The organism is Pseudomonas sp. MPDS (assembly GCF_013283895.1).
Lineage (GTDB): Bacteria > Pseudomonadota > Gammaproteobacteria > Pseudomonadales > Pseudomonadaceae > Aquipseudomonas > Aquipseudomonas rhizophila.
In genome coordinates this window covers 2986770-3011535 of sequence record NZ_CP054128.1, presented here as the reverse complement: position 1 = coordinate 3011535, position 24766 = coordinate 2986770, and the positions used below count along the sequence as shown (strand labels likewise).

24 protein-coding genes are annotated in these 24766 nt (G+C 59.9%); 12 read left to right on the top strand and 12 right to left on the bottom strand.

What is annotated here, in order from left to right; translation table 11 throughout:
- Positions 1-33: 33 nt before the first annotated feature.
- The 4 genes from HQ912_RS13255 to HQ912_RS13240 all read right to left on the bottom strand — a co-directional run bounded on the left by HQ912_RS13255 (position 34) and on the right by HQ912_RS13240 (position 5845).
- Positions 34-1389 carry an MBL fold metallo-hydrolase RNA specificity domain-containing protein gene (locus HQ912_RS13255; RefSeq protein WP_107322777.1) on the bottom strand — a complete coding sequence of 452 codons (1356 nt, stop codon included), beginning with the start codon at positions 1387-1389 and terminating at the stop codon, positions 34-36.
- Positions 1390-1490: 101 nt separating this feature from the next.
- Positions 1491-2381 (bottom strand): universal stress protein, encoded by an 891-nt coding sequence (locus HQ912_RS13250; protein ID WP_047225679.1) that lies wholly within the window; start codon positions 2379-2381, stop codon positions 1491-1493.
- Between the two features lie 61 nt (positions 2382-2442).
- Positions 2443-4815, bottom strand: a complete 2373-nt coding sequence (locus HQ912_RS13245) for a phosphoketolase (RefSeq protein WP_047225678.1) — start codon at positions 4813-4815, stop codon at positions 2443-2445.
- 136 nt (positions 4816-4951) lie between these two features.
- Complete coding sequence (locus HQ912_RS13240; RefSeq protein ID WP_047225677.1) at positions 4952-5845, bottom strand: universal stress protein; 894 nt, start codon at positions 5843-5845, stop codon at positions 4952-4954.
- 306 nt (positions 5846-6151) lie between these two features.
- On the opposite strand from HQ912_RS13240, the gene HQ912_RS13235 reads away from it, so the two are divergent.
- Positions 6152-6715, top strand: coding sequence for a GNAT family N-acetyltransferase (locus tag HQ912_RS13235; protein WP_047225870.1), 564 nt, complete (start codon positions 6152-6154; stop codon positions 6713-6715).
- Between the two features lie 55 nt (positions 6716-6770).
- Here HQ912_RS13235 and HQ912_RS13230 read toward each other — a convergent pair whose 3' ends face one another.
- Positions 6771-7682 (bottom strand): universal stress protein, encoded by a 912-nt coding sequence (locus HQ912_RS13230; protein ID WP_047225675.1) that lies wholly within the window; start codon positions 7680-7682, stop codon positions 6771-6773.
- A 106-nt stretch (positions 7683-7788) separates the two neighbouring features.
- The gene (locus HQ912_RS13225; protein ID WP_076384332.1) at positions 7789-9033 is read right to left on the bottom strand and encodes an MgtC/SapB family protein; all 1245 of its coding nucleotides are present in this window, start codon (positions 9031-9033) and stop codon (positions 7789-7791) included.
- Positions 9034-9269: 236 nt separating this feature from the next.
- Here HQ912_RS13225 and HQ912_RS13220 point away from each other — a divergent pair, with 236 nt between their 5' ends.
- The 5 genes from HQ912_RS13220 to HQ912_RS13200 all read left to right on the top strand — a co-directional run bounded on the left by HQ912_RS13220 (position 9270) and on the right by HQ912_RS13200 (position 15143).
- A complete protein-coding gene (locus HQ912_RS13220; RefSeq protein WP_076384330.1) occupies positions 9270-10193 on the top strand; it encodes a universal stress protein in 924 nt (307 codons plus the stop codon).
- Positions 10194-10238: 45 nt separating this feature from the next.
- The gene (locus HQ912_RS13215; protein ID WP_173406889.1) at positions 10239-13016 is read left to right on the top strand and encodes a cation-transporting P-type ATPase; all 2778 of its coding nucleotides are present in this window, start codon (positions 10239-10241) and stop codon (positions 13014-13016) included.
- A gap of 60 nt (positions 13017-13076) precedes the next feature.
- Positions 13077-13511 (top strand): universal stress protein, encoded by a 435-nt coding sequence (locus HQ912_RS13210; RefSeq protein ID WP_047225671.1) that lies wholly within the window; start codon positions 13077-13079, stop codon positions 13509-13511.
- Positions 13512-13579: 68 nt separating this feature from the next.
- Positions 13580-14215, top strand: coding sequence for a c-type cytochrome (locus HQ912_RS13205; protein ID WP_047225670.1), 636 nt, complete (start codon positions 13580-13582; stop codon positions 14213-14215).
- Between the two features lie 10 nt (positions 14216-14225).
- Complete coding sequence (locus HQ912_RS13200; protein ID WP_173406888.1) at positions 14226-15143, top strand: c-type cytochrome; 918 nt, start codon at positions 14226-14228, stop codon at positions 15141-15143.
- Positions 15144-15204: 61 nt separating this feature from the next.
- Here HQ912_RS13200 and HQ912_RS13195 read toward each other — a convergent pair whose 3' ends face one another.
- The 6 genes from HQ912_RS13195 to HQ912_RS13170 form a co-directional block, all read right to left on the bottom strand.
- A complete protein-coding gene (locus tag HQ912_RS13195) occupies positions 15205-15492 on the bottom strand; it encodes a cyd operon YbgE family protein (RefSeq protein WP_107322782.1) in 288 nt (95 codons plus the stop codon).
- Complete coding sequence (gene cydX / locus HQ912_RS13190) at positions 15489-15611, bottom strand: cytochrome bd-I oxidase subunit CydX (protein WP_047225667.1); 123 nt, start codon at positions 15609-15611, stop codon at positions 15489-15491. The genes HQ912_RS13195 and cydX overlap by 4 nt, the downstream gene beginning before the upstream one ends.
- Positions 15612-15633: 22 nt before the next feature.
- A complete protein-coding gene (gene cydB / locus HQ912_RS13185) occupies positions 15634-16770 on the bottom strand; it encodes a cytochrome d ubiquinol oxidase subunit II (protein WP_107322783.1) in 1137 nt (378 codons plus the stop codon).
- Positions 16763-18334, bottom strand: coding sequence for a cytochrome ubiquinol oxidase subunit I (locus HQ912_RS13180; protein WP_173406887.1), 1572 nt, complete (start codon positions 18332-18334; stop codon positions 16763-16765). The genes cydB and HQ912_RS13180 overlap by 8 nt, the downstream gene beginning before the upstream one ends.
- Entirely contained in the window at positions 18331-18531 is a 201-nt protein-coding gene (cydP, locus tag HQ912_RS13175; protein WP_052915280.1) for a cytochrome oxidase putative small subunit CydP, read from the bottom strand. The genes HQ912_RS13180 and cydP overlap by 4 nt, the downstream gene beginning before the upstream one ends.
- Before the next feature lie 144 nt (positions 18532-18675).
- The gene (locus tag HQ912_RS13170) at positions 18676-20001 is read right to left on the bottom strand and encodes a sigma-54 interaction domain-containing protein (protein WP_139049885.1); all 1326 of its coding nucleotides are present in this window, start codon (positions 19999-20001) and stop codon (positions 18676-18678) included.
- A gap of 236 nt (positions 20002-20237) precedes the next feature.
- On the opposite strand from HQ912_RS13170, the gene HQ912_RS13165 reads away from it, so the two are divergent.
- The 6 genes from HQ912_RS13165 to HQ912_RS13140 are packed head-to-tail and all read left to right on the top strand — an operon-like array spanning position 20238 to position 24763.
- Positions 20238-21116, top strand: a complete 879-nt coding sequence (locus tag HQ912_RS13165) for an MBL fold metallo-hydrolase (RefSeq protein WP_173406886.1) — start codon at positions 20238-20240, stop codon at positions 21114-21116.
- 42 nt (positions 21117-21158) lie between these two features.
- Positions 21159-22829: a bifunctional protein tyrosine phosphatase family protein/NAD(P)/FAD-dependent oxidoreductase gene (locus tag HQ912_RS13160; protein ID WP_173406885.1), complete on the top strand. Its 1671-nt coding sequence runs from the start codon at positions 21159-21161 to the stop codon at positions 22827-22829.
- A 28-nt stretch (positions 22830-22857) separates the two neighbouring features.
- A complete protein-coding gene (locus HQ912_RS13155; RefSeq protein ID WP_107322786.1) occupies positions 22858-23661 on the top strand; it encodes a sulfite exporter TauE/SafE family protein in 804 nt (267 codons plus the stop codon).
- 43 nt (positions 23662-23704) lie between these two features.
- Positions 23705-24139, top strand: coding sequence for a YeeE/YedE family protein (locus HQ912_RS13150; RefSeq protein WP_047225660.1), 435 nt, complete (start codon positions 23705-23707; stop codon positions 24137-24139).
- A 2-nt stretch (positions 24140-24141) separates the two neighbouring features.
- Positions 24142-24561 (top strand): DUF6691 family protein, encoded by a 420-nt coding sequence (locus HQ912_RS13145; protein ID WP_047225659.1) that lies wholly within the window; start codon positions 24142-24144, stop codon positions 24559-24561.
- A gap of 13 nt (positions 24562-24574) precedes the next feature.
- Positions 24575-24763: a DUF2892 domain-containing protein gene (locus HQ912_RS13140; RefSeq protein ID WP_047225658.1), complete on the top strand. Its 189-nt coding sequence runs from the start codon at positions 24575-24577 to the stop codon at positions 24761-24763.
- Positions 24764-24766 lie beyond the last annotated feature (3 nt).

The window sequence follows — 24766 nt, the reverse complement described above, 5'->3', positions numbered from 1 at the left end:
TTTGTGGGAGCGAGCCTGCTCGCGAAGGAGGCCTCAGAACTCCACGCTGTCGCGATACTCCGGCACCGATACTGACCAGCCCAACTCATCGCGAATGCGATGGCGCAGGACATCGGACGCGTTGGGTTCGCCATGCACGACATAGGTATGCCGGGGCGGTGTCTTGAAGCCGCGCAACCATTGCATGATTTCATCGGCATCGGCATGGGCGGACAATGTTTGCATCGGCACCACTTCGGCGTTGATTGGCACGTCCTTGCCATGGATGCGCACCGCAGGCTCACCCGCCACGATCCTTGCGCCACGCGTCCCCCCGGCCTGGAACCCTGGCATCAGCAAGGTATTGATCGGGTTGGGCGCCAGGCTCTTGAGGTGAAACAACACCCGCCCTCCGGTAGCCATACCACTGGCGGCGATGATCACCGCCGGGGTGCGTTGCAGGTCCAGGTTCATGGAATCCCTGGCCGAGCGCACCGGGTGCGCGATGTGGCACATGCCCTCACACTCCTCCCTGGACAAACGATGCTCATCGCCAAAGCGTTGATACAAGCGGGTTACATCAATGGCCATGGGGCTGTTCAGGTAGATGGGGATGTCCGGGATCGCCATCCGCTGTTTCAGGCGATACAGGTGATACATCAGCAGTTGTGCCCGACCGACCGTGAACGAGGGCACCAAGGTGATGCCGCCGCGCAATGCGGTGCGGGTGATGACTTCAGCCAGTTGATCTTCGGGCGATTGGCTTGGGTGCCTCCGGTCGCCGTAGGTGGACTCAACCAATAGGTAATCCGCCTGCTCGATGGTTTGCGGGGCAAACATCACCGGGTCCTCGGGGCGCCCCAGGTCGCCGGAGCACACCAACGTAACGCCAGCGGCCTGCACCTGCACCGTGGCTGCGCCCAGGATGTGTCCCGCACGGCGCAGCACAATCCCCACCCCACGGGCGATATCCACCGGATGATCGAACGCTATCGGGCGTAACAGTTTCAGTGCCCGCTCGGCATGCTCCCGGGTGTACAACGGCATGGCAGGATCATGCTTGGAAAACCCCTTGCGGTTGGCGTATTCGGCCTCTTCCTCCTGCAAGCGGGCGCTGTCGAGCAAGAGGATCTTGACCAGTTCACAGGTGGCCGACGTGGCATAGACCGGACCGCGATAACCGTTTCGCACCAGCACTGGCAGGTAACCGCTGTGGTCCAGGTGTGCGTGAGTCAGCACGATCGCGTCCAGGTCACGCATTGGCAGTTCGAAGGGGTCCCAGTTGTGCAAGCGCAATTGTTTGTAGCCCTGAAACAGCCCGCAGTCGATCAGGATGCGTTGATCGTCATGCTCCAGCAGGTACTTGCTGCCGGTGACTGTGCCGGCCGCCCCTAGAAACGTCATGCGCATGAGCGTGCTCCTGAACAATCGATTGGCGTTCCATTGGTCGCACTATTCGCCCAGCGGGCCATTGATTTTCATCAAGGACACAGCCATGAGCACCGGTTTCTTCACACAGCCAGTACGCTGCACGACACCTGATACAAAATATGCTCCGTGGTGCTACCCAACAGCCCGTGCGAACCACCCTTTTGCGAGCGCCCCATGACCACGACATCGACCTCATGCTCCAGGGCAAACTCACTCAAGGCTGAAACCGGATGGCCCAGCACGAAGTGCCTGCGCTCGGCCGGCACGCCGAACAGGTTGGCCAGCTCCAGGAATGTTTTTTCCAGGCTCCTGCGCAGTTCATTGCTGAGCTGTTTAAGCGTCAGGCCACCTCCGCCGACATCGCCGAGATAGACCGACGAAACCTCATAGGCGTGAACCAGATGCAACTCGGCGTCGCACTGCAAGGCCAAGCCGATTGCCTCGCGAATGATCCGGTCGTTGAGCCCACTGTTTTGCGCAAAGTCGCTGGAAGGGTCCACCGCAGCAACCACTTTGCGCGGCAAGGCGTGGCCGGTGGCGCCCACCAGGTACATGGGAACCGGGCACTGGCGCAACAGACGCCAGTCCAGCGGAGTAAGGAAGGCCCGTTTGAGCAGGGGCTCGTGTTGCACCTGCTTGATCAGCAGATCAGGCTGGATTTGCGTAACGTGCTGCAGAATCTGCTCGTCCATGCCGTCGACCCAATCCACCTGCGTGGTGACCCTCAGGCCTCGGCGCCGCATCTTGTCGGCCTCCTCCTCCAGCCAGTGACGGTGGTCCTGCAGGTAATTCTGACGCGCTTCATCACGGGGCTCCTGCTCCAACAGCTTGAGAATGTCCAGTGACGGCACCAACGCAGAAACATGCAAGTGCGCCCCGCTGGCCGCCGTCAGGGCCGCTGCGTGATGAAGGGCCGGAGAGTGTCGCTGTGCCGGGTTGAGGATCAGCAGTAAGCGCTGGTACTGGCTCATGATGGATCTCCAAAAAGTCAGGGCGAACGGCGCGATGTCGAAGTCGTAACAGGGCGTACAGTCAACCCGGCGCCGGCGTCCAGCGCCAGTTCAGGACCTCGGGCATGTCCTGCCCATGTTCGATCAGGTAAAGCTGGTGCTTCTCCATGGTGGCCCAGTAGCGGTCCCGGGCGCCCTCCACCAACGGTTGCAAGCGCGGTACCCGCTGGATGACATCGAAGGCCAGTTGGTAGCGATCCAAGTGATTGATGACCACCATGTCGAACGGGGTGGTTGTGGCCCCCTCCTCCATGAAACCGCGCACATGGAAATTGTCATGGTTATGGCGCTTGTAGACCAGACGATGGATCAATGAAGGATAGCCGTGGAACGCGAAAATCACCGGTTTGTCCACGGTGAACAACTCATCGAACCCGGCATCCGGCAGACCATGGCAATGCTGTTGCGGCGGTTGCAGGGCCATCAAGTCCACCACGTTCACCACCCGCACGCGCAGATCCGGCACGTATTGGCGCAACAGTGTCACGGCGGCCAGGGTTTCCAGGGTTGGCACATCACCGGCGCAGGCCATCACCACATCCGGGTCGTCATCGTTCTGGCAGGCGAAGGCCCACCGACCGATGCCAATGGAGCAGTGCCTGATGGCCGAATCGATATCCAGCCATTGCCACTCCGGTTGCTTGCCGGCCACGATCACGTTGATGTAATCGCGGCTCTTGAGACAGTGATCGGCCACCGACAACAGGCAATTGGCATCCGGCGGCAGGTAGATACGCACCACATCGGCACTTTTGTTCGCCACATGATCGATAAATCCCGGATCCTGATGGGAGAAACCATTGTGGTCCTGGCGCCAGACGTGGGATGTGAGCAGGTAGTTGAGCGAAGCGATCGACGCGCGCCAGGGAATCTGCGCAGCGGTCTTGAGCCACTTGGCGTGCTGATTGAACATCGAATCGACGATATGGATGAACGCCTCATAGCAGGAGAACAGGCCATGACGGCCCGTCAGTAGATAGCCCTCTAGCCAGCCTTCACACACCTGCTCGCTGAGGATTTCCATCACCCGGCCTTCGCAGGCCAGGTTGGTGTCCCCCGTTTCAAGTGCCGCCATCCAGGTCTTGCCACTGACCTCGTACACCGCATCAAGGCGATTGGAGGCGGTTTCGTCGGGGCCGAACAGGCGAAAGTTGCCAGCCTTGAGGTTGTACTTCATCACGTCCCGGACAAAACCGCCCAACACCCGGGTGGACTCCGCCTGCACACTGCCGGGCGCGGAGAACTGCACGGCGTAATCGGTAAATCGAGGCAGCTCAAGTGACTGGAGGAGCAAGCCGCCATTGGCATGGGGATTGGCGCCCAGACGCCGATGCCCTGTGGGCGCCAGCGCCGCAATCTCCGGCAGCAATGCACCACTGGCGTCGAACAGCTCCTGTGGCCGGTAACTCTCGAGCCATTGTTGCAGTTGCGTCAGATGCATGGGCTGCTCGAAATGACTCAGTGGCACCTGATGGGCGCGCCAGGTGCCCTCGACCTGCTGACCGTCGACGAATCTCGGACCGGTCCAGCCCTTGGGCGTGCGCAGCACCAACATCGGCCACAGTGGCCGCTCCAGTTCATGTGCCGACGAGTCTGCACGGGCCGTACGCTGGATTTCGCGGATCTTGAGCAGCATGGCGTCCAGGACCATCGCCAGTTGCTGGTGAACGCTGTGGGGGTCGTCGCCTTCGACAAAATAAGGATCGTAGCCATACCCGTACATCAGGGCTGACAGCTCGTCTTCACTGATACGCGAAAGCAGCGTGGGGTTGGCGATCTTGAAGCCGTTGAGGTGAAGGATGGGCAGAACCGCACCGTCACGCCGGGGGTTGAGGAACTTGTTGGAATGCCAGCTCGCCGCCAGCGTACCGGTTTCGGCTTCACCATCGCCGATAACGCAGGCCACGATCAGGTCAGGGTTGTCGAACGCCGCACCGTAGGCGTGGGCCAGGCAATACCCCAGCTCCCCGCCTTCATGAATGGACCCCGGGATCTGCGCCGAGACATGACTGGACAACCCGTAGGGCCAGGAAAACTGCCGGAACAGGCGCAGCATCCCGTTCTCGTTCTGTTCCACCGAGGGATAACACTGGGTGAAGCTGCCCTCCAGATAGCTCTGGGCGACGATGGCTGGGCCGCCGTGTCCGGGGCCGGTGACCAGGATCATGTTCAGGTCGTGGGTCTTGATCAGGTGATTGAGGTGAACGTAAATCAGGTTCAATCCCGGCGTGGTGCCCCAGTGGCCCAACAGGCGTGGCTTGACGTGGCCCAGTAGCAGCGGTTTGCGCAACAAAGGGTTGTCTTTGAGGTAAATCTGCCCCACAGCCAGATAATTGGAAGCACGCCAATAGGCGTCAATGCCTTCCAGTTGGTCGGGGCTAAGAAAATCACTCATCACATTCTCCCAAAGAGGCTGGATTACCCGCGAACTGCCCTGATCGCTTGAACCGATATCGAACGGTCTGCCACGACTGATTCTGGAGCGCTTGAACAAACCCGACTTGATTTACATCAGAGTCAACGCGCCCTGCTCATACCCTGACTGCCAACAAGCTGCCCGACACCGAATACAGGGCCCGTTCCGTCGTGCTACCGATCAGACGGTCCAGCCCAGCGCGTTGCTCGGTGCCCATCACCACCACATCAGCCTCGAACTCATCGAGGAACTCATGGATCACCGGCACCGGCAGGCCAATGACGAAATGACGGCGCTCGGGTGGAATGCTCCACCGCTCGGCCAAATTGATGAACGCCGCATGCAGCGACTCTCGCAAGGCCTCGGCAAAATCTTCATCCCAGGCCCCAGCCACCAACGAAGCCTCCCCGTTGAAGGCCGGAGACAGATCGCAGGCGTGCAGCAGATGCAGCGGGGCATTGCATTGCAGGGCCATTGCCCCAGCGGCCTGGATAATGCGCTCGTTCAAGGCGTTGGCCTGCGGATTGGCGGGGTCCACCGCCGCCACGACCCGACGTGGCAAGCTGTGGGTGGCGCGATTGACCAGATGCACCGGCACCGGGCAATCGCGCAGCAGATGACAGTCCAGGGGCGTCACGAAAACACGTTTGAGCAGCGGCTCGAGGGTCACATCCTTGATCAGCAAATCGGGCTGAAACTGCTCGACGTAGCGCAGGATGTCCAGTAATGGATGAGTGGTCCAGACCACATGGGTCGTCACATCCAGTCCTTGCTCCTTGAGCAGCGCCGCCTCCTCCACCATCCAGCGACGGTAGTGGTGCATATAGCGCTGAGCTGTCGCTTCATCGTTCTTTTCGCCCCACAAATGCGTGTGAGGCGGTGGTTGAACGAATGCGCACAGGTGCAAGGCCGCGCCACTGACCCTGGCCAGGGCACAGGCGCGACGCAGCGCGGCAGACGGATGCAGGTCGGCTTCAACGATCAATAGCAAACGTTGGTACTGTCCCATTACACACCTCCACTGGTCTGTTGGCCATCAGGTCCCCAGCGGTCCCTCTCTGGCATGTGCAACAGCCTGCGCTTGTCACCCCGGGGCGGCTTGATCTTTATCAACTGCATGCACATACCTGTGGGAGCAAAGCTTGCCCCCCACAGGTTTGGCTCCCACTGAAATTGCTCCCCGGCATTGATCATCGACGAGCGGATTCGCGAGCACTGATCCAGATCAGAATCGATCTGCCACGCCGGCGTAGAACAGTAGCGAATGCACGGCCTTTGCCGCGCCGAAGGTTCACACCCGATGGAGGAACGCATCATGCTCAACGTCAAAGACCACAATGAACGCGCCGCTGCCCTGTATGCCAGCATCAGCGGCAAGCACTGGATCCAGGCCCTCAGAGATGGCCGGCACGTGTTGATCAGGCCGCTGAAGGAAGAAGATCGCCAGCGTGAGTATGACTTCATCAAGCGTCTGTCACCGGAGTCCCGGCACATGCGTTTCCTGGCGCAAATCAATGAACCCGGTGCGGCCATGCTCGACCAGTTGATGGATGTCGACTGCAAGACGCGCATGGCTTACATCGCCCTGGTCCACGACAACGGCCAACTGATCGAAATCGGTGTCAGCCGCTATTGCGCTACCAGTGAACACGAATGCGAGTGCGCCGTGACCGTGGCCGATCAATGGCAGCATCTGGGGCTGGGGACGTTGTTGATGGAGCATTTGATAGAGGCGGCCCGCAAGAACGGCTATCGCCAGCTGTATTCCATCGACGCCGCCGATAACGCCCCTATGCGGGATCTGGCCCATAGCCTTGGGTTTGATACCCGTACCGACCCCGACGACGCCCGGCAGGTCATCCACCGGCTCTATCTTTAACCACAGTGCATTGCGCGGGACCCGGGGCCAGGCCCCGCGCAAGGTCACCCTGCCGTCACTCGCCCGGCTTGATTGCCCATATACTGCAAGGTGCCCGTTGCAGCACCTGCTCGGCAGTACTGCCCAAGTGCTTGTCCAGACCTCGATGCTGTGTCGTGCCCATGACAATGACGTCGCACTGATGATCGGTGGCGAACGTGCAGATGCTGCTCAGCGGCGCACCTTCGATGAAGTGACGCTGCTGCGGCGGCACGCCGTGACGCTCGGCCAGGGATTCAAACACTTCGTGCTGCGCCTGCCCCAATGCTTCATAGAGCCCGGTGGCGAGCGGGAGCGCACCCACGCCCATATCGGCGGCGTACACCGCCGTCCAGTCGAAGGCGTGCAACAACTCAACCTGGGCGTTGCATTGATCGGCCAGTTTCACGGCGGCATCGACGATCCGGTCGTTGAACACCAGGTCCTGCTCCTCGCTGCGCAGCACATCGACGATCGCCAGGACCTGCCGGGGCCGCGGATGACGCGCGTCGGTGACCAGGTGCACCGGCACCGGACAGTCGCGCAGCAGGCGCCAGTCCATGGGTGTGAAGAAAATCCGCTTCATTGCCGGTTCAGGCTCGGCGTCCTTGATGATCAGCGCCAGTGGCATCTCTTTGACGTACTGCTGCAAGGCCTGATAAGCGTCTTTGCCCCAGACCACCTCGCTCGTCGCCTCCACTCCATGGCGGCGCGCCAGCTCAGCCTGTTGCCACAACCAGTGCCGGTGCGTTTCCAGATACCCGTCACGGGCCTTCTTGACTTGTTCTGGCGCAAAAAGACCGGCCACCGAGAGCACCTCCAGATAATCGATGGCGACGATGTGCAGGGGCAGATCCAGCGCCAGGGCCAGTTCGGTGGCGCGGTCGAACGCAGGCGAACGGGTCATGGCATCGGGTGCCAATAACAACAAACGTTGGGTCTGGGACATGGAACACCTCGGCACGTGGCGGCAGCCACTTAAAGGATTGAGGGTTCCAGAATGAACGTATGCCACGGGCAGGACTTGATCTTCATCAAACTGCCACCACACAGGCTCACAGATTCGGGAGCAGAACGCCGGCCCACATTCCCAGCGTCACCAGCACCTGGCCGGGGATGAAATACCCGGCGAAACGCCGTCCGCCACTGAGCCAGGCCACTACGCATTTACTCAGGGAATTGCTGCTCATCGCCATCAAGACCGGTATGGCGATGCCATCCAGGGGTAACAATCCGGCCTTCGCCAGGGAAGCAACAGAGGCAATTGAAGCATGAGCATCAACCAGCCCGCTGAAAACCGCCGTTACGGTTACCCCGGTCTGGCCGAACTCGGCAAGCATCGCCGACGACAGGAGCGTGATACCGGCCATCGCCAAGACTACCGTCAAGGCCAGTTTGAGGTTGAAGGCCCCGCCGCGCTTGATCGGTTCATCCGCCCGAGCCCTGGGTCGGGGAAACATCAGCATTCCGGCGTAGATCAATGTTGTCAGCAGGCCACAGAGTAGCGGGCCCCACATCCAAAGCAACAGGGCCGGTTCTACGGCACCGAGGATCAGCCCTATTTGTGCCACTGTCGCCAGATTGGACAACACGGCAGCGGCGCTCAGCACCTTGAGATTGGCCGGTTCTTTCGCGGCGATGTTACCCATGGTGGCGACGGTCAGCGTGGCCGAGGCGAACCCCGAGGCAACCGCGCTGAGGGCGTAACCGTAGTGAGTGCCGAGGGTCCGCACCGCAACATGCCCCAGCGCACCCACAGCCATCAACATGACCGTCAACATACAGATGGTGCGCAGGTTGATCGCATCGTAAGGTCCGAGGAAGCGATCCGGCACCAGCGGCAGCACCACCAGCGCGGCGATCAACAGCACCAGCCCGTCACGCATTTCCGCTGCGGTCAATTGGTTGCGTGCAAAATGGTGCAGCGCCTGGCGGCTGGCGAGCAGACCGGCCATCACCACGCCAATCGCGATCGCCAGGGCCGGGGCGGTCATGCAGAGCGCCCCCAACGCCAACGCCGCGAATAACGCCACTTCGCTGGTGATACCGGGGTCCTGGTCGAGGTTTCGCCAATACGCCGCCGTGACCAGTGCCCCCAGCGCAAGCGCCACGAACCCGAGCAGCAAGACTCCGCCAGCCTGGACCGTGACATACCCCAGCAACGAGGTAATGGCAAAGGTACGCAGGCCGGCGAAGTCGCGCCGGGCGCCCTCGCCCTTGCGTCGCTCGCGTTCAAGCCCGATCAACAAGCCGATTCCGAGCGCAGCGGCGGCATTGGCAAAGCCCAGGGTTTCGCTCATGGCCTCGGTTCTATACTGAGTGTTCCGGTTGTACCTGAGTCCAGGGTAGTCCCTGGGAGGATTTCATGATCAAACATAACGCTATTGCCAGGCGCCGTGTGCATTGATGCCACGCTTCTGGCATGAGCTTGATGCAAATCAAGTGACCGATGCCCGATACGATCATGATCAAACCCTGGCTCCACGCGGCGCGAAGGCCGTCGGGTACCCATACGTCCATGCTCGGGAGGTTTGTCATGTCCACGCAATCACGTTTGATGTTGGTCGTCTCGCCGCTGATGGAACACAGTCCGGCCTTCGACCGGGCAGCGGCGCTGGCCAAGGCCGAAGGCGCCGCGCTGCATATCGTTGCCTTCGACTACCTCGAAGGCCTGGCCACCGCTAGCCTGGTCAATGAGCAGGCCCTGGAACAGATGCGCCTGGGTTACGTTGAACGCCATCGCCACTGGCTGGAAGACCAGGCCCGGCCACTGCGCAAGCTGGGCATTGAAGTCACGACCGAAGTGGCGTGGGTCGAGCGACCGCTGCAGGAGATTCTGGTCCACCTCAAGGAGCAGCCGATGGATGCCCTGATCAAGACGGTGGAGCATGAATCCTGGTTCTCGCGCCTGATGTTCACCCCGCTGGATGTGCACCTGCTGCGCGAAAGCGAAGTGCCGTTGCATTTCGTCAACAAAGTCACTCACGCCCGTCCGCGCAAGATTCTGGCGGCCATTGACCCCTTTCATCTCGACGGCCGCTACGAAGGCCTCAACGACCGGATCCTGAGCGAAGCCAACAAACTGGCCACCTCCTGCGACGCGAGCCTGGAAGTCATCTACGCCTATGACCTGTCGTCCATCACCGCCTCCGAATATGGTTTCGGCAGCGGCTCGATGTTCTTTTCTTCCACCCTGGCCCGGCAGCTCTATGAATCCCAGGGCGAGGCGTTTGACGCGTTGGCCGAGCGCAACGGCATCGCGCCGGAACAACGACGCATGGTCATGGGCGACCCGGCCAAGGTATTGGCCAGCTACGCGGCATCCCATGACATTGATGTCATTGTCATGGGGCGCGTGCGCTACAAAGGTTTGGACAAGTTGATCGGCAGCACCGTGGAAGGCCTGCTGTACAAGATGCCGTGCAGCTTGTGGGTGATTGCACCGCAGCAGTTCGATTGAACGCATGAATACCAACAGCATAATGAGCGCAGGGATAGCGGCCTGATGAACCGAGCGAGCAACGCACCGACCGAGCGGGATCCGATTCCCACAGATGCCGAGGCTTGGTACACGTTGCCTGCGCAGCAGGTGCTCGGACGGCTGGAGGTCAATGAGCACACCGGGCTGAACGATGCAGAAGTTCAAGCCCGGCTTGCGCGCACAGGCTTCAATCGCCTGCCGGAATCGGCGCGGCGACCGGCGTGGCTGCGTTTTCTGTTGCAGTTTCACAATATCCTGATTTATGTGCTGCTGGGCTCCGCGGTGATCACTGCGCTGCTGCAACACCTCTGGGATACGGTGGTCATTCTGGCGGTGGTGGTGGCCAACGCCATCATTGGCTACGTCCAGGAGGGCAAAGCGGAAAAAGCCATGGACGCGATCCGGCAGATGCTGGCGCCCCGCGCCGCCGTGATTCGTGCCGGTGAACGTTTGAGCATCGCGGGTGAAGCGCTGGTACCCGGCGATATCGTCTTGTTGGAGGCCGGCGATAAAGTCCCGGCAGACCTTCGCTTGCTGCACGCCAACAGGCTGCAGATCCAGGAAGCCATCCTGACCGGTGAATCCGCCGCCGTGGAAAAGCACACTGAACCTGTGCGCCTTGGAGCGCCCCTGGGTGATCGTGCCTGCATGGCCTTCAGTGGAACCCTGGTGACCTGTGGGCAGGCCACCGGGGTTGTCGTTGCAACCGCGACCGCCGCCGAGATCGGGCGCATCAGCAATCTGTTGTCGGAAGTCGAGACACTGACCACGCCATTGGTCCAGCAAATGAACGTCTTCGCGCGCTGGCTGACGATCCTGATTCTGCTCGTCGCCGGGCTGCTACTGGTTTACGGTCATTTTGTCGGCCATTACGCATTCAACGAAATCTTCATGGTGGTGGTGGGCATGTCAGTCGCCGCCATCCCCGAAGGACTGCCCGCCGTTCTCACCATTACCCTGGCGGTCGGGGTTCGCGCGATGGCCCGTCGCAACGCCGTCGTTCGCCGCTTGCCCGCCATCGAAACCCTGGGATCGGTTTCGGTCATCTGCACGGACAAGACCGGCACCCTCACCCGCAACGAAATGATGGTCGCATCAGTGGTCACCCGTGATCTGACGTTCACGGTCGACGGTGCCGGTTATCAGCCGTCGGGAAACATGAACCTGGCTGACCAGTTGATCGACACCTCCAATCACCCCACGTTAGCCGAACTGGGACGCGCCGCCGCGCTTTGCAATGACGCGGTGTTGAGACTGCACGACGCCACATGGAAGGTCGAGGGCGATCCCATGGAGGGCGCACTGCTGGCGTTTTCCGTGAAAGCCGGAATCGATGGCGAAGAAGAACGACGCACCTGGCCCCGCACCGATGCGATTCCGTTTGACGCCAAACACCGCTTCATGGCGACGTTGCACCACAACCATGAGCGACAGGCGTCAATCTATGTAAAAGGCGCGCCGGAACAGATCCTGGCCATGTGCGCGCAGCAGCGTGGCAGTACCGGCGCCACGGAGCCGCTCAATGCTGACTACTGGCACCAACAGGCAAATACCATTGCCGGCAAAGGTCAGCGCGTGCTGGCGTTTGCCAGCCGCCCCGTGCCGTCCGAGCACACCGTTCTGGAGTTTGGCGACGTGCAGGGTTCGCTGACCCTGCTTGGCATGACAGGCATGATTGACCCGCCTCGCCCCGAGACGATCCAGGCGGTCCAGCAATGCCAGGCTGCCGGTATCGCAGTCAAGATGATCACCGGCGATCACTCCGGCACCGCCGCCGCGATCGGCGCGCAAATCGGCCTGCAAAATCCCGACAAGGTGCTGACGGGCGTCGACCTGGACGCGATGAACGACGGCACGCTCAAAGAAGCGCTCAAGGACGTGAATATCTTCGCCCGCACCAGCCCTGAACATAAGCTACGGCTGGTGATGTTGCTGCAATCGAACGGCATGACCGTGGCCATGACCGGCGACGGGGTCAACGACGCACCCGCGCTCAAACGCGCCGACGCCGGCATCGCCATGGGTGACAAAGGCAGTGAGGCGGCAAAAGAGGCGGCGGACCTGGTGCTGGCCGATGACAACTTCGCCTCCATCGTGGCCGCCGTACGTGAAGGCCGGACGGTCTACGACAACATCAAGAAAGTGCTGAGCTGGACGTTGCCCACCAACGCGGGCGAAACCATGACCATCATTGTCGCGCTGCTGTTTGGCCTCACCCTGCCGGTGACACCGATTCAAATCTTGTGGATCAACCTGATTACCGCCATAACGCTGGGTATCGCCCTGGCGTTCGAGCCGACCGAAGAAAACACCATGCGCAGGCCGCCGCGCTCAAGGCACGAGCCGTTGATAAGCGGCGCCTTGATCTGGCACATGGTGCTGGTTTCGATCCTGTTTCTTTGCGGCGTCTACGGCATATTTACCTACGCGCTCGACCGGGGCTACCCGGTGGAGTTGGCCCGCACCATCGCCGTCAACACGCTGGTGGTGATGGAAATATTCCACCTGTTCTTCATTCGCAATCTTTATGGCACGTCACTGACTTGGGAGGCTGTCAGAGGTACAAAGGTCGTGTGGCTGACCGTTGCAGTGGTAACCTTCGCTCAGTTCGCCATCACCTACGCGCCGCCCCTGCAAAGGGTGTTTGCCACTCAAGCGATCCCCTTTATGGATGGGCTATTGATTATCGCAGTGGGCATCGCGCTCTTTGCGATCATCGAAACTGAAAAACAGATTCGGCTACGGTTAACCGACCCCAAGGGCGCTACGCTCATAGTGGGACAGACCCCGAAGTCACCCTGACGCTGCGGCTGGCATGGTGTTCGACCAGCCGCTGGATGTTACTGAAAGAGGATTCGGAAAATGCACAAAGTATTGGTCGCTGTCGATGGTTCAGAGCACTCCGAACGTGTGGTGCATTACCTCATTGGACTGATCCGGGACGGCGGATTGCTGGGAGGCAGCGTGGAGGTGCACCTGGTCAATGTGCAGTCATTTTTACCCACTCGCATCGCGCAAACCATGAGCAAGGATGAACTTGACCGTTACTACGACGGCAAAAGTGCCGAAGATGCGAATAAGGCAATCGCTCTTCTGAAACAGCAAGGCATCGCCTTTACTTTCCATACACTGCACGGCGACGCGGCCAGCAGAATCGTGGCGTGCGCCAAATCCTTGGGGTGCGACAGCATCATCCTGGGTTCGCACGGCAGTGGTTTTCTCGAAGGCATTTTCCTGGGCTCTGTCGCGGCCAAAGTGATCCAGCTGTCCAGTATCCCGATTACCTTGGTCAAATAACCGAGGGTGAGTTGCAGTTGATGGCGCACCAGGGGGCCTGTCCCCCATAACGTCTGCGAGGCAGAACGATGGGTATGTCGCGATGGGGATCAGTCCTTGCTTTATCCGGTGCGCTGGCAACATCCGCTTATGCAGCGGACGCGCAAAAGACCTTCACCCAGGGCGGGACCAACCCCGCCGCCATTGCCTGTTCAACCTGTCATGGTGCGGACGGTACAGGGATGCCCGCGGCTGGCTTCCCAAGGCTTGCAGGGTTACCTGCTGAGTACTTCTCAAAACAAATCGCGGATTTTCGCTCAGGCTCCAGGGCCAACCCAATCATGCTTCCTATCGCCCAGGCATTGAGCGAGGACGAGGTACAAGCCCTCGCCAGCATGCTCGCCAACATGCCAGGCCCACCTGTCAAACCCATCAATCGTGCGCAGGCGGCCAAGGGCCTGGGGCAGACCCTGGCATTGAGAGGCGCATGGGATCGAAACATACCCGAGTGCGTCTCCTGTCATGGCCCTGGCGGAATCGGGGTCGGTGCCTCTTTTCCACCGCTGGCGGGCCAATCGGCTCAGTACCTGGTCTCGCAACTGAATGCCTGGCGGCAGAAGACCCGGAAAAATGATCCGGACGATCTCATGGGCCACATCGCGAGGTCCCTCACTGAAGCCGAGGTCGAGGCTGTTTCCCGGTATTTCGCTGAGCTCAGTCAATAGAGGTCTGGCCATGAAATCATTCATCGCGGCACTCATCAGTTTGAATATGGTATCGATGGCTGGCGCTGCTGATGTGGCAGATGCATCGCCCCCTTCGCCCGGCCCAGACGCCCCACAACAGCGGACGGCGACATTTACTCCGCCAGCAGAGGACACGCTGCCTGATAACGCCTTTGGCCGTTTGGTCCGCCAAGGGCATGCGATCTTTGTCGATACCAAAGCCAACGCCCCCGAGTTCGTGGGAAACGGGATGAACTGCACCAATTGTCATTTGGACCAAGGCAGAAAAGCCGACTCGGCGCCCCTTTGGGCGGCTTACACGATGTACCCGGCTTATCGAAAAAAGAACGACAAGGTCAATACCTACGCCGAGCGCCTACAAGGCTGCTTTGAGTTCAGCATGAACGGAAAACCGCCTCCGGCCGACGGGCAGGTCATCGCCGCCCTGACTGCCTTTTCCTACTGGTTGGCAACAGGAGCACCGCTAGGCCAGGAACTGCCCGGGCGAGCTTATCCTGAGGTGCCACAACCGGCGGGAGGCTTCGATGTGGCCAAGGGCAAGGTCATCTATGCCCAGCAATGCGCGGTGTGTCATGGCAACGAGGGCGAAGGCCAAAAGGCCGGGAGCGATTACGTATTCCCACCGTTATGGGGCAAAGACTCATTCAATTGGGGCGCGGGGATGCATCGTATCAATACCGCAGCCGGGTTCATAAAGTCGAATATGCCATTAGGTAAAGGCGCCACCCTGTCCGCCGATGAGGCCTGGCACGTTGCTGCCTACATGAACAGCCACGAACGGCCGAAAGACCCCAGGATGATTGCCGGTTCTATCGAGCAGACCCGGTTGAAATTCCATGCCAATGACGGGATCAATCTTTATGGCAAAGAAGTGAACGGCGTGATACTTGGCCAGGGAACTGAATGAACGGCGCAGCCAATACTACTGTCGCCGTTCTCGTGCAGCGTTATTGAACGTAAGCCCGCCTTCACCGCACGAACATCAGCCATCCGGCCAGCACCAATGCCGCAGTGCAGGTCCAACCTGAAAACAGCCAGCGCCAGAGCCACCGGCGCGGGATAAAACCCACGCCCCTGACGAAAGCCACACTCATCGCCGCAAACAAAGCACCCGCCAGTGCGTGATCAGCTTTTCCCTCCGAGGTTGCCATCATCGGCGGGTACAGTGTGCAGGCAAGCATGATGGTGATGGCGATCATCAGACTCGCCAGATGAATGCGTGAAGACGGCTGGGTATCTGAGCGTTGCTGAATCATCGCTGCTGCTCGTCATTGTCACTCAAGGCCCGGTTCGCTTCGTTCTCCCCCCACATTGCATTCAATATCGCCAGCAACAGCGCAAAGCCGACTCCCAACATCCAGGCGAAATACCACATATTCTTTGCTCCTTTGCCGGCACTAGTAGGCCGAATGCTCGTTGGCTTTGATCTGGGCAACGGTGACTTTTCCGCTCATGACGCGATACGCCCAAGAGGTATAAATCACGATCAGAGGCATGAAGATCAACGTGGCCCAGAACATGATCGCCAAGCTCAGGTGGCTGGAGACGCTGTCCCACACCGTCAGGCTTGCCGCAGGCATGGTTGAGGAAGGCATGATGAACGGAAACATTGAGACGCCCGCCGTGCTGATCACGCCAATCACCGCAAGCGATGAGGCGACAAACGCCGACAGCGTGCGGCGCACCATCAACAAGAACACGGCAGCTACAGCCCCGCCCAATCCAAGGACGGGCAGCAGCCAAAGCAATGGATAGCGTTCGTAGTTGGCCATCCAGGCGCCAGGTTCACGTACCACAGTCTTGCTGAGGATGTCCGGCAGCGCCGCGGTATCAACGAGCGAGGTGATGCGGTAGCCGTCAATCCATTGCAGCCAGATGCCGGCCACGATGAATGAGCACACCAGCACAATCGCCGCCGCCACTGCACCTTTTACTGCCCGGGACTGGATAATCCCCTCAGTGCGATGGGCCAGATAAGTGCCGCCCTGCAGGGTGATCATTGCACTGCTCACAACACCGGACAGCAGCGCGAAAGGATTGAGCAGTTGCCAGAAACTGCCGGTGTAGGTAGACACCAGATAGTCATTGAAGTGAAACGGCACGCCCAGCAGCAAGTTGCCAAACGCAATCCCGAACACCAGCGGAGGCACCGCCCCTCCGATAAAGAGCCCCCAATCCCAGGTGCTGCGCCAAGTGGCGTTGTGGATCTTGCTACGGTAGTCAAACCCCACCGGGCGGAAGAACAACGCCCAGAGCACCAGAATCATCGCCCAGTAGAAACCACTGAAGGCAGTGGCGTAGACCACAGGCCAGGCCGCGAACAAGGCGCCGCCAGCGGTGATGAACCAGACCTGATTACCATCCCAATGCGGCCCGACGGTATTGATGACAACGCGCCGCTCCAGGTCATTGCGGCCAACGAATGGCAGCAGCGTGCCGACGCCCATGTCATGACCATCCATGATCGCAAAACCGATCAGCAGGACGCCGACCAACGCCCACCAGATTATTTTCAGGGTGAAGTAATCAAGCATGGTGAAGCTCCTTCAGATGAGCGTCGTGAACATAACGGCCTGTACCGAGGCTGCCAGGCCCTTGGCGGGCGAACTTGACCATCAGGAACATTTCCACCACCAGCAACACGGTGTAGAAAACGATGAACCCGGCCAGCGAGCCATACAGGTTGTTGACGCTGAGCGTTGACACGCTCAAGTGGGTCGGTAATACACCGTAGATCGTCCAGGGCTGACGGCCGTATTCGGCGACAAACCAGCCCAGTTCACAGGCGATCCAGGGCGCCGGCAGCATGTAGAGTGCCCAACGCAACAACCCTCGGTGGCGGGTGCGGTTCGACTTCAGCGTGCTCCAGAATGCCAGTGCAAAGAGCATCAGCATCGCAAAACCCAGGCCGACCATGATCCGGAACGCCCAAAACATAGGCGTCACGCGCGGAACCGTATCGTTCACCGCGGTTTCGATCATGGCCGGTGTGGCTTGGTTGACGTCCTCGACATAGCGCTTGAGCAGCAACCCGAAGCCCAGATCAGCTTTGTATTCTTCGAACGTCTTGAACGCCGCCGGATCGCTGCGATTGGCTCTCAGTGCTTCCAGCGCATTGACTGCGCTAATACCGCGGATGATTCGGGCGCGGTTCTTTTCCTTGATCTCATGAATGCCGGGAATCTGCTGGCTGACCGAGCGGGTCCCGATCAGGCCCATCAACCATGGCACCTCGACCTCCCAATTATTTCGGGATTGAGCTTCATCGATGCTCGCGATCAGCGTCAGGCCAGCCGGCGCGGGCTTTGTTTCCCACATGGCCTCCATGGCCGCCAGCTTAGTCTGCTGCGCCTCCCCCACCGTGTAACCGGACTCATCGCCCAGTACGATGACGCTCAGCACAGAGGCCAGGCCGAACGCTGCGGCGACCCGAAAGCTACGTTTGGCAAACTCGACATCACGATTTTTGAGTAAATACCAACTGGAGATCGACAGCACAAACATCGAACCGGTGACATACCCGGCCGAAACCGTATGGACAAACTTGGCCTGGGCCACCGGATTGAACACCACCGTCCAGAAATCGACCATTTCCATGCGCATGGTGATGTAGCTGAACTCTGAGCCCACCGGGTTCTGCATCCAGCCATTGGCGATCAGGATCCACAGCGCCGACAGGTTTGTGCCGATTGCCATCAACAGCGTGACCAGCAAGTGATGCTGTCTCTTGAGACGGTCCCAACCAAAAAAGAACAGCCCGATCATGGTCGATTCGAGGAAGAACGCCATCAAGCCTTCGATTGCCAGCGGTGCACCGAAGATGTCACCGACATAGTGCGAGTAGTAGGCCCAGTTGGTGCCGAACTGAAATTCCAGGGTGATCCCGGTGGTCACCCCCAGCGCGAAGTTGATGCCAAATAGCTTGCCCCAGAAGCGCGTCATGTCTTTCCAGATGACCTTACCGGTCATCACATAGACGCTTTCCATGATGACCAGCAGCCACACCATGCCAACGGTGAGCGGTACGAAAAGGAAGTGATAAAGCGCCGTGGCTGCGAACTGCAGCCGCGACAAATCCACCAGTTGTTCTGAGATCACTTGCTTGCCCCTTGAGCCGAGGTGGGTACACCGAAACGGTTGCCGACCGCGTTGGAGTCGACGCTGACGTGGAAATCCTGGATGAATAGCCACCACAGCACTGCCAGCACGAGCAGCTTGATAAGCACTGCTGTGAGCAGATGACGGCGCAGTCGTTTGTCGGAAATAGTCATGTCGGTGCAGTTAGCACGCGCCATGCCAAGGCTCAAGGTCAGGTTTTTATCGTTAAATAACAGCCGATTAGGAACATAACCTGGTAGAAGGGGGATTTTTCGCCAACCTCAGAGCCTGCCAATCTGCCATGACGGCAGTGATTGGCAGTCAGGTGTCATAGCGGCTGATCAGGCCAAACCCTGCTCTTTCAAGCGCCGGTACAAAGTCCGTTCGCTGATACCCAAGTGCCGGGCCAGCTCACTGCGGGTCCCTTTGAACGCAGACAGGATCTGGGCCAACGAGTGGCCATCAGCACCAGCCGGGTTAGCCAGTCGTTGGGCTGTCGCATCGGGGACCTGGGGTAAATGCACGGAATGAATGACCCCGTCATCGGCAAACAGGCTGGCTCTTTCCAGCACATTACGAAGCTCGCGGATATTGCCCGGCCAGGAGTATCGCTGCAGTTGCATCAAGGCATCGGCGTCGATGGTCAGCCGGCGCTTGCCCGTACCGGAACGTTGCAATAACGAATTGACCAGCAGCGCGATGTCCTCCATGCGATTGCGAAGAGGCGGTAAATGAATGGGAAATACGCTGATGCGGTAGTACAGGTCTTGCCTGAACTCACCCTGGGCCATCATCTGTTCCAAGGGCTTATGGGTGGCGGCAACCAATCGGAAATCGGCATGCAAGGTTTCCACGCCGCCAACACGGCGATAGGTTCCCGACTCAATCAGCCTGAGCAGTTTCACCTGCATGGCCAGGGGAACGTCGCCGATTTCATCAAGAAACAGCGTACCGCCCTGGGCTGTTTCGACCAGGCCCTGCTTGCGCAGGGTGGCCCCGGTGAACGCGCCTTTCTCGTGGCCGAACAGTTCGCTTTCAAACAGCGTTTCAGTCAACCCGGAACAATCCACTACCACAAAGGGCCCGTTGGCCCGCTCGCTGGTTTCATGGACCGCACGGGCAAACAGTTCCTTACCCGTCCCCGACTCTCCCAGCAGCAGCACCGGCAACATGGACGGCGCGACCCGCTGCAGTTCCGACAGTGCACGGTTGAACGCAGGAGAGCTGCCCACCAGGCCCTCATTGCTGGGCCGTGCTGAGGCGCTGCGTACCAGGGTAAGACGCTCCACATACGCGGTTATGTCGCCATGGTCATTGAGGATCGGCCGCAGTTCCACGTCGACATGTTCAGGCCCGCGGGGGGTGTGGTGAATGTGCAGGACCCGATCCGGGCCGCGCATTTCCCTGGCCTTCTTCATCGGGCAGTTCTCCCCCGCCTGATCGCAAGGCACATCGTAATGATGGGAAATCCGATAGCACTTATGACCAATAAACGGTTGATCAGCACTGCCGAACTGGCGCCGATAGGCGGTGTTCGCCGCCAGAATGTTGTAGTCCGGGTCCAGCACGATCATCGGCTGCGGCTCGTGCTCGAGAAACGAAACCAGAGACTGCACCTGGTCCGGCGGGGGGATCGAATTGTTCGGGGTTGGCAGGATAGTGCTCATCGGGGTTCCTGTGGGTTCCTGTGGATTCATCCGGACGCAAGCGACACTGCCACTATGCCAACAAACACTGCCAATGGCAGTTGTTTATTCGTGTGCGTGAAAATGCCGCATCCAACCTACAAAAACAAACACAACAAATTCAAATAGATAGCTTTGAGTTTTCGCTCATTCGGTCCATGGCAGACTTATTGCTATGTCAGGTTAAACCAGTCGGCAACAAGACCAGGAGACCGATCATGACCGCTACACTGCACGTCGAAGGATTTTTCGATCCCGATACTCATACTGTCAGTTATATCGTGCTTGATCAGGCGACCCGCCACTGCGCACTCGTGGACAGCGTACTGGATTACGATCCCAAGTCCGGCCATACCACGACGACGTCTGCCGACACGTTGATCGCCAGGGTGGCCGAGCTGGACGCCAAGGTTCAATGGATTCTTGAAACCCATGTCCACGCCGACCACCTCACGGCAGCGCCTTACCTCAAAGAAAAGCTGGGAGGCAAGATCGGCATCGGCAGTCGCATCACCACCGTGCAGCAAGCCTTTGGCACGCTGTTCAATACCGGTGATGACATGGCCCAGGATGGAAGTCAGTTCGATCATCTGTTCGTCAATGACTACACGTTCTCCATCGGTTCGCTGCAATGCCGCGCACTGCATACGCCGGGCCATACACCCGCCTGCATGACGTACGTCGTCAGCGACGCCAGGCAAACGGTGGCATTCGTCGGCGACACCCTGTTCATGCCCGACTACGGTACGGCGCGCTGTGATTTTCCTGGTGGCGATGCCCGCACCTTGTTCCGGTCCATCAACAAGGTACTGAGCCTGCCGGCCGATACGGTGCTGTACATGTGCCACGACTACCAGCCCGACGGCCGCGAGGTACTGTTCGCCAGTACCGTTGCCGAGCAGCGCGCCGACAATATCCATGTGCGCAACGGCATCAGTGAAGAAGAGTTCGTGGCCATGCGCACCAAGCGTGACAGCACGTTGGAAATGCCGACGGTGATCCTGCCATCGGTTCAGGTGAACATGCGCGCCGGACACTTTCCTGAGCCGGAATCGAACGGCACACGCTATCTGAAGATCCCGCTCAACGTGCTCTGACGTCCCCTCCCCCTATAAGAAAATCCCATCACGGAGACCACCATGGACATCCGCCACCTTGCGCCAGGCTTAGCGGTATCGGAGCAGATTTTCCCCGATCAATTGACGGAACTGAAAAACACCGGCTTTCGCGCCATCGTGTGTAATCGCCCGGATGGCGAAGGCAGCGATCAACCCTTGTTTGCCGAAATCAAGCGCGCGGCTGAAGCGATGGGCATTGAAGCTCACTATCTGCCTGCGGAATCGGGCAAGGTCACCGACGAACAAGGCGTTGCCTTCGGCCGGCTATTTGAATCGCTGCCAAAACCGGTGTTGGCGTATTGCCGCTCCGGCATGCGTTCGACAACGATGTGGGCGCTGTCACAAGCGAACCTACTTCCTCTGCCGCAGATCGTCGAAACAGCCAAAGATGCCGGGTTTGACATGAAAGGCGTTATCCGCCGGATTGCAAACAAGGGGCAGACCCCGATCGAAGTGGCCGAGGCCGAACATGCGGTGGTCATTATCGGGGGCGGCGCAGCGGGCATTGCGGCGGCATCCAGCTTATTGGCCAGGGAACCGGGGCTCGACATCGCCATCATTGACCCGGCAGATGTGCATTATTACCAGCCCGGCTGGACGCTGGTCGGTTGCGGTGTCTTCGATGCCCCCCGGACCGCCCATACGATCGGCTCGACCATTCCTCGCGGCGTGCACTGGATCAAAGCCGCCGTGGCCGCTTTTGAACCCGAGAAAAATGCGCTCATTCTCGATGGGTGCAGAGTCGTCAAGTATCAACAACTGATCGTATGCCCTGGCCTGAAACTCAACTGGAATGCCATTGAAGGTCTGCCGCAGACATTGGGTCGCAACGGCGTTACATCCAACTACCTGTATCACCTCGCCCCCTATACCTGGGAGTGCGTGCAGCAACTGCGCGGTGGCCGGGCCATCTTCACGCAACCGCCGATGCCGATCAAATGTGCCGGGGCGCCGCAAAAAGCCATGTATCTCTCTGCCGACCACTGGCGGCGTGCAGGGGTACTCGGCAACATCAAGATCGATTTCTGCAGTGCCGCAGCTGTGCTGTTCGGCGTGCCCGATTACGTGCCGGCCCTGATGGAGTACATCCGCGCCTATGGCATCGACCTGAACTTCGGCAGCACGCTGACGAGCGTTGACGGGCCCGCGCGAACCGCCACCTTCAGTTGCGCCCAGCCTGATGGCACACGCCAGCTTGTCACGCGCGACTTCGATTTGCTGCATGTGGTGCCCCCACAGATTGCGCCAGACTTTATCCGCGTCAGCCCACTCGCCGATGCCGCCGGCTGGATTGATGTCGACCCCGACACGCTGCGCCATAAAACCTGGGCGAATATTCACGCACTGGGCGACGCCACCAACTCCAGTAATGCCAAGACCGCCGCGGCCGCTCGCAAGCAGGCGCCCGTGGTCGCCCATAACGTGCTGGCAGCTATGGGGAAAGCCAAGGGCAACGCTCATTACGACGGTTACGGCTCCTGTCCGCTGACAGTCGAACGGGGCAAGATCGTCCTGGCGGAGTTCACCTATGGCGGCACCGTCGCCCCCAGCTTCCCGTCCTGGCTGATTGACGGTACCCGGCCATCGCGGCTGGCCTGGCTACTCAAGGAGCGGATTCTCCCTCCGTTGTATTGGAAGGGCATGCTCAAGGGACATGAGTGGCTGGCTAAACCGGAGTTGGCGGATCTATGAAACCAGACCTCAAGGCAAGGAGAGAGGGATGATCATCATCTTGCTGCTCGGCCTGACCGTGGGTGTGATTCTGGCGCTGACCGGCGCTGGCGGGGGAATACTGGCGGTTCCCCTGCTGGTCTTCGGCGCGGGCCTGAGCATGGCCGAAGCCGGGCCCATTGGCTTGATGGCGGTGGGTTTGGCCGCGTCCCTGGGTGCGGTGATGGGCCTTAGAAACGGCACCGTACGCTATAAGGCTGCGCTGCTGACCGCAGGCGCGGGCATCATCTGCTCTCCACTGGGGATCTGGCTGGCTCAGCGCACGCCCAACCGTCCCTTGACGCTCCTGTTTGCCCTTCTATTGATGTACGTGGCCTTCCGGGCCTTTCAAAAGTCACTGCCCTCGCGCGCCGATTGCAAAGCCACGTCGAAGCGCAAACCCCCGCCTTGTGTACTGGACGAAAACCGCGGCAAGCTCCATTGGACCGCACCCTGTGCCTGGGCGCTGACGGTCTCCGGCATGGTCGCCGGCGCGCTGTCCGGCCTGCTGGGTGTGGGCGGCGGTTTTGTCATGGTCCCGGCACTCCAGCGCTACACCAATCTGACCACCCAATCGGTGCTCGCCACGTCGCTGACGGTCATTGCCCTGGTTTCAATTTCCGGCGTGGTGGCGAGCTCGGCGGCGGGTCATTTGCAATGGGCGATTGCCGTACCTTTTACCCTTGGCGCATTGTTGGGAATGACCGGCGGCCGCTTGCTCGCCGCCCGGCTGCCGGAGCCCTATCTGCAAAAAGGCTTCGCCATTCTGGCTGCGCTGGTGGCCCTGGCATTGGTTGTAAAAGCCCTGGGTTAATCGCCTGCTGGAGTCTCAACGTGGTTTGTATCGGAGAAATCTCATGAACATTGACTGGCTCAACTTCACGCCCTGGTCAGCCCTTGCCGGCGGTGCGTTGATTGGTTTGGCTGCCAGCCTTTTCGTTGTCGCCAATGGGCGTATCGCCGGCATCAGCGGTTTACTCGGCAGCCTGCTGCAGCGTGGTAGCGAGGGGGTTAGCGAGAAAGCGCTGTTTCTGTTGGGGCTGCTCGTTGCGCCGCTGCTATGGGGCCTATTCACCGCGTTGCCGCAGATCGAGTTTCAGAGCGGCTGGCTCGGCCTCAGCGTCGCCGGCCTGCTGGTGGGCATCGGCACCCGCTACGGGTCGGGCTGTACCAGCGGCCACGGCGTATGTGGCCTGTCGCGCCTTTCACCGCGTTCGATGATCGCCACGGCATGTTTCATGTTCAGCGGTTTCGCCACGGTCTTTGTCCTGCGTCATATGTTGGAGGGTTGAACATGCTCAAACTGACTGCATTCATGGCCGGTCTGGTGTTCGGCTTCGGTCTGCTCCTGGCGGGCATGGCCAATCCGAGCAAAGTCTTGGCGTTCCTGGATGTGACCGGCACTTGGGACCCCTCCCTGGCCCTGGTCATGCTCGCAGCGATTGGTGTCGCGATCGGCCCACTGACCTGGGCCCGCCGCCAGACCCGTTCGGTGCTGGGAAACCCGATGCAATTGCCGGTCAAGCGTGAGCTGGACCCTCGCCTGATCGGCGGCAGCCTGCTGTTTGGCATCGGTTGGGGGATAGCCGGTATCTGTCCGGGGCCCGCCGTGGCGATCCTGCTCACCGGGCACTGGCAAATCATCGTATTCATGGCGGCCATGCTGGCTGGCATGTTGTTGTTCACCGCGCTGGAGAACCGGCGCACTCACTGATCGGGAGATCGTCATGAAAGCCAATATCGGAACCATCGACCGTAGCTTGCGTATTGCCGCGGGACTTGTCCTCATTGCCCTCAGCCTGAGCGGCGTGATCGGCTTGTGGGGCTGGATCGGCCTGGTGCCGCTGGCGACGGGGATCTTCCGTTTCTGCCCGGTCTATACATTACTGGGCATCAGGACCTGCAAACGCTGCTGAGGC

Coding starts and splice junctions, on each gene's coding strand:
- HQ912_RS13255 (WP_107322777.1), bottom strand. CDS start 1,389: ATGCGCATGACGTTTCTAGGGGCGGCCGGCACAGTCACCGGCAGCAAG.
- HQ912_RS13250 (WP_047225679.1), bottom strand. CDS start 2,381: ATGAGCCAGTACCAGCGCTTACTGCTGATCCTCAACCCGGCACAGCGA.
- HQ912_RS13245 (WP_047225678.1), bottom strand. CDS start 4,815: ATGAGTGATTTTCTTAGCCCCGACCAACTGGAAGGCATTGACGCCTAT.
- HQ912_RS13240 (WP_047225677.1), bottom strand. CDS start 5,845: ATGGGACAGTACCAACGTTTGCTATTGATCGTTGAAGCCGACCTGCAT.
- HQ912_RS13235 (WP_047225870.1), top strand. CDS start 6,152: ATGCTCAACGTCAAAGACCACAATGAACGCGCCGCTGCCCTGTATGCC.
- HQ912_RS13230 (WP_047225675.1), bottom strand. CDS start 7,682: ATGTCCCAGACCCAACGTTTGTTGTTATTGGCACCCGATGCCATGACC.
- HQ912_RS13225 (WP_076384332.1), bottom strand. CDS start 9,033: ATGAGCGAAACCCTGGGCTTTGCCAATGCCGCCGCTGCGCTCGGAATC.
- HQ912_RS13220 (WP_076384330.1), top strand. CDS start 9,270: ATGTCCACGCAATCACGTTTGATGTTGGTCGTCTCGCCGCTGATGGAA.
- HQ912_RS13215 (WP_173406889.1), top strand. CDS start 10,239: ATGAACCGAGCGAGCAACGCACCGACCGAGCGGGATCCGATTCCCACA.
- HQ912_RS13210 (WP_047225671.1), top strand. CDS start 13,077: ATGCACAAAGTATTGGTCGCTGTCGATGGTTCAGAGCACTCCGAACGT.
- HQ912_RS13205 (WP_047225670.1), top strand. CDS start 13,580: ATGGGTATGTCGCGATGGGGATCAGTCCTTGCTTTATCCGGTGCGCTG.
- HQ912_RS13200 (WP_173406888.1), top strand. CDS start 14,226: ATGAAATCATTCATCGCGGCACTCATCAGTTTGAATATGGTATCGATG.
- HQ912_RS13195 (WP_107322782.1), bottom strand. CDS start 15,492: ATGATTCAGCAACGCTCAGATACCCAGCCGTCTTCACGCATTCATCTG.
- cydX (WP_047225667.1), bottom strand. CDS start 15,611: ATGTGGTATTTCGCCTGGATGTTGGGAGTCGGCTTTGCGCTGTTGCTG.
- cydB (WP_107322783.1), bottom strand. CDS start 16,770: ATGCTTGATTACTTCACCCTGAAAATAATCTGGTGGGCGTTGGTCGGC.
- cydP (WP_052915280.1), bottom strand. CDS start 18,531: ATGGCGCGTGCTAACTGCACCGACATGACTATTTCCGACAAACGACTG.
- HQ912_RS13170 (WP_139049885.1), bottom strand. CDS start 20,001: ATGAGCACTATCCTGCCAACCCCGAACAATTCGATCCCCCCGCCGGAC.
- HQ912_RS13165 (WP_173406886.1), top strand. CDS start 20,238: ATGACCGCTACACTGCACGTCGAAGGATTTTTCGATCCCGATACTCAT.
- HQ912_RS13160 (WP_173406885.1), top strand. CDS start 21,159: ATGGACATCCGCCACCTTGCGCCAGGCTTAGCGGTATCGGAGCAGATT.
- HQ912_RS13155 (WP_107322786.1), top strand. CDS start 22,858: ATGATCATCATCTTGCTGCTCGGCCTGACCGTGGGTGTGATTCTGGCG.
- HQ912_RS13150 (WP_047225660.1), top strand. CDS start 23,705: ATGAACATTGACTGGCTCAACTTCACGCCCTGGTCAGCCCTTGCCGGC.
- HQ912_RS13145 (WP_047225659.1), top strand. CDS start 24,142: ATGCTCAAACTGACTGCATTCATGGCCGGTCTGGTGTTCGGCTTCGGT.
- HQ912_RS13140 (WP_047225658.1), top strand. CDS start 24,575: ATGAAAGCCAATATCGGAACCATCGACCGTAGCTTGCGTATTGCCGCG.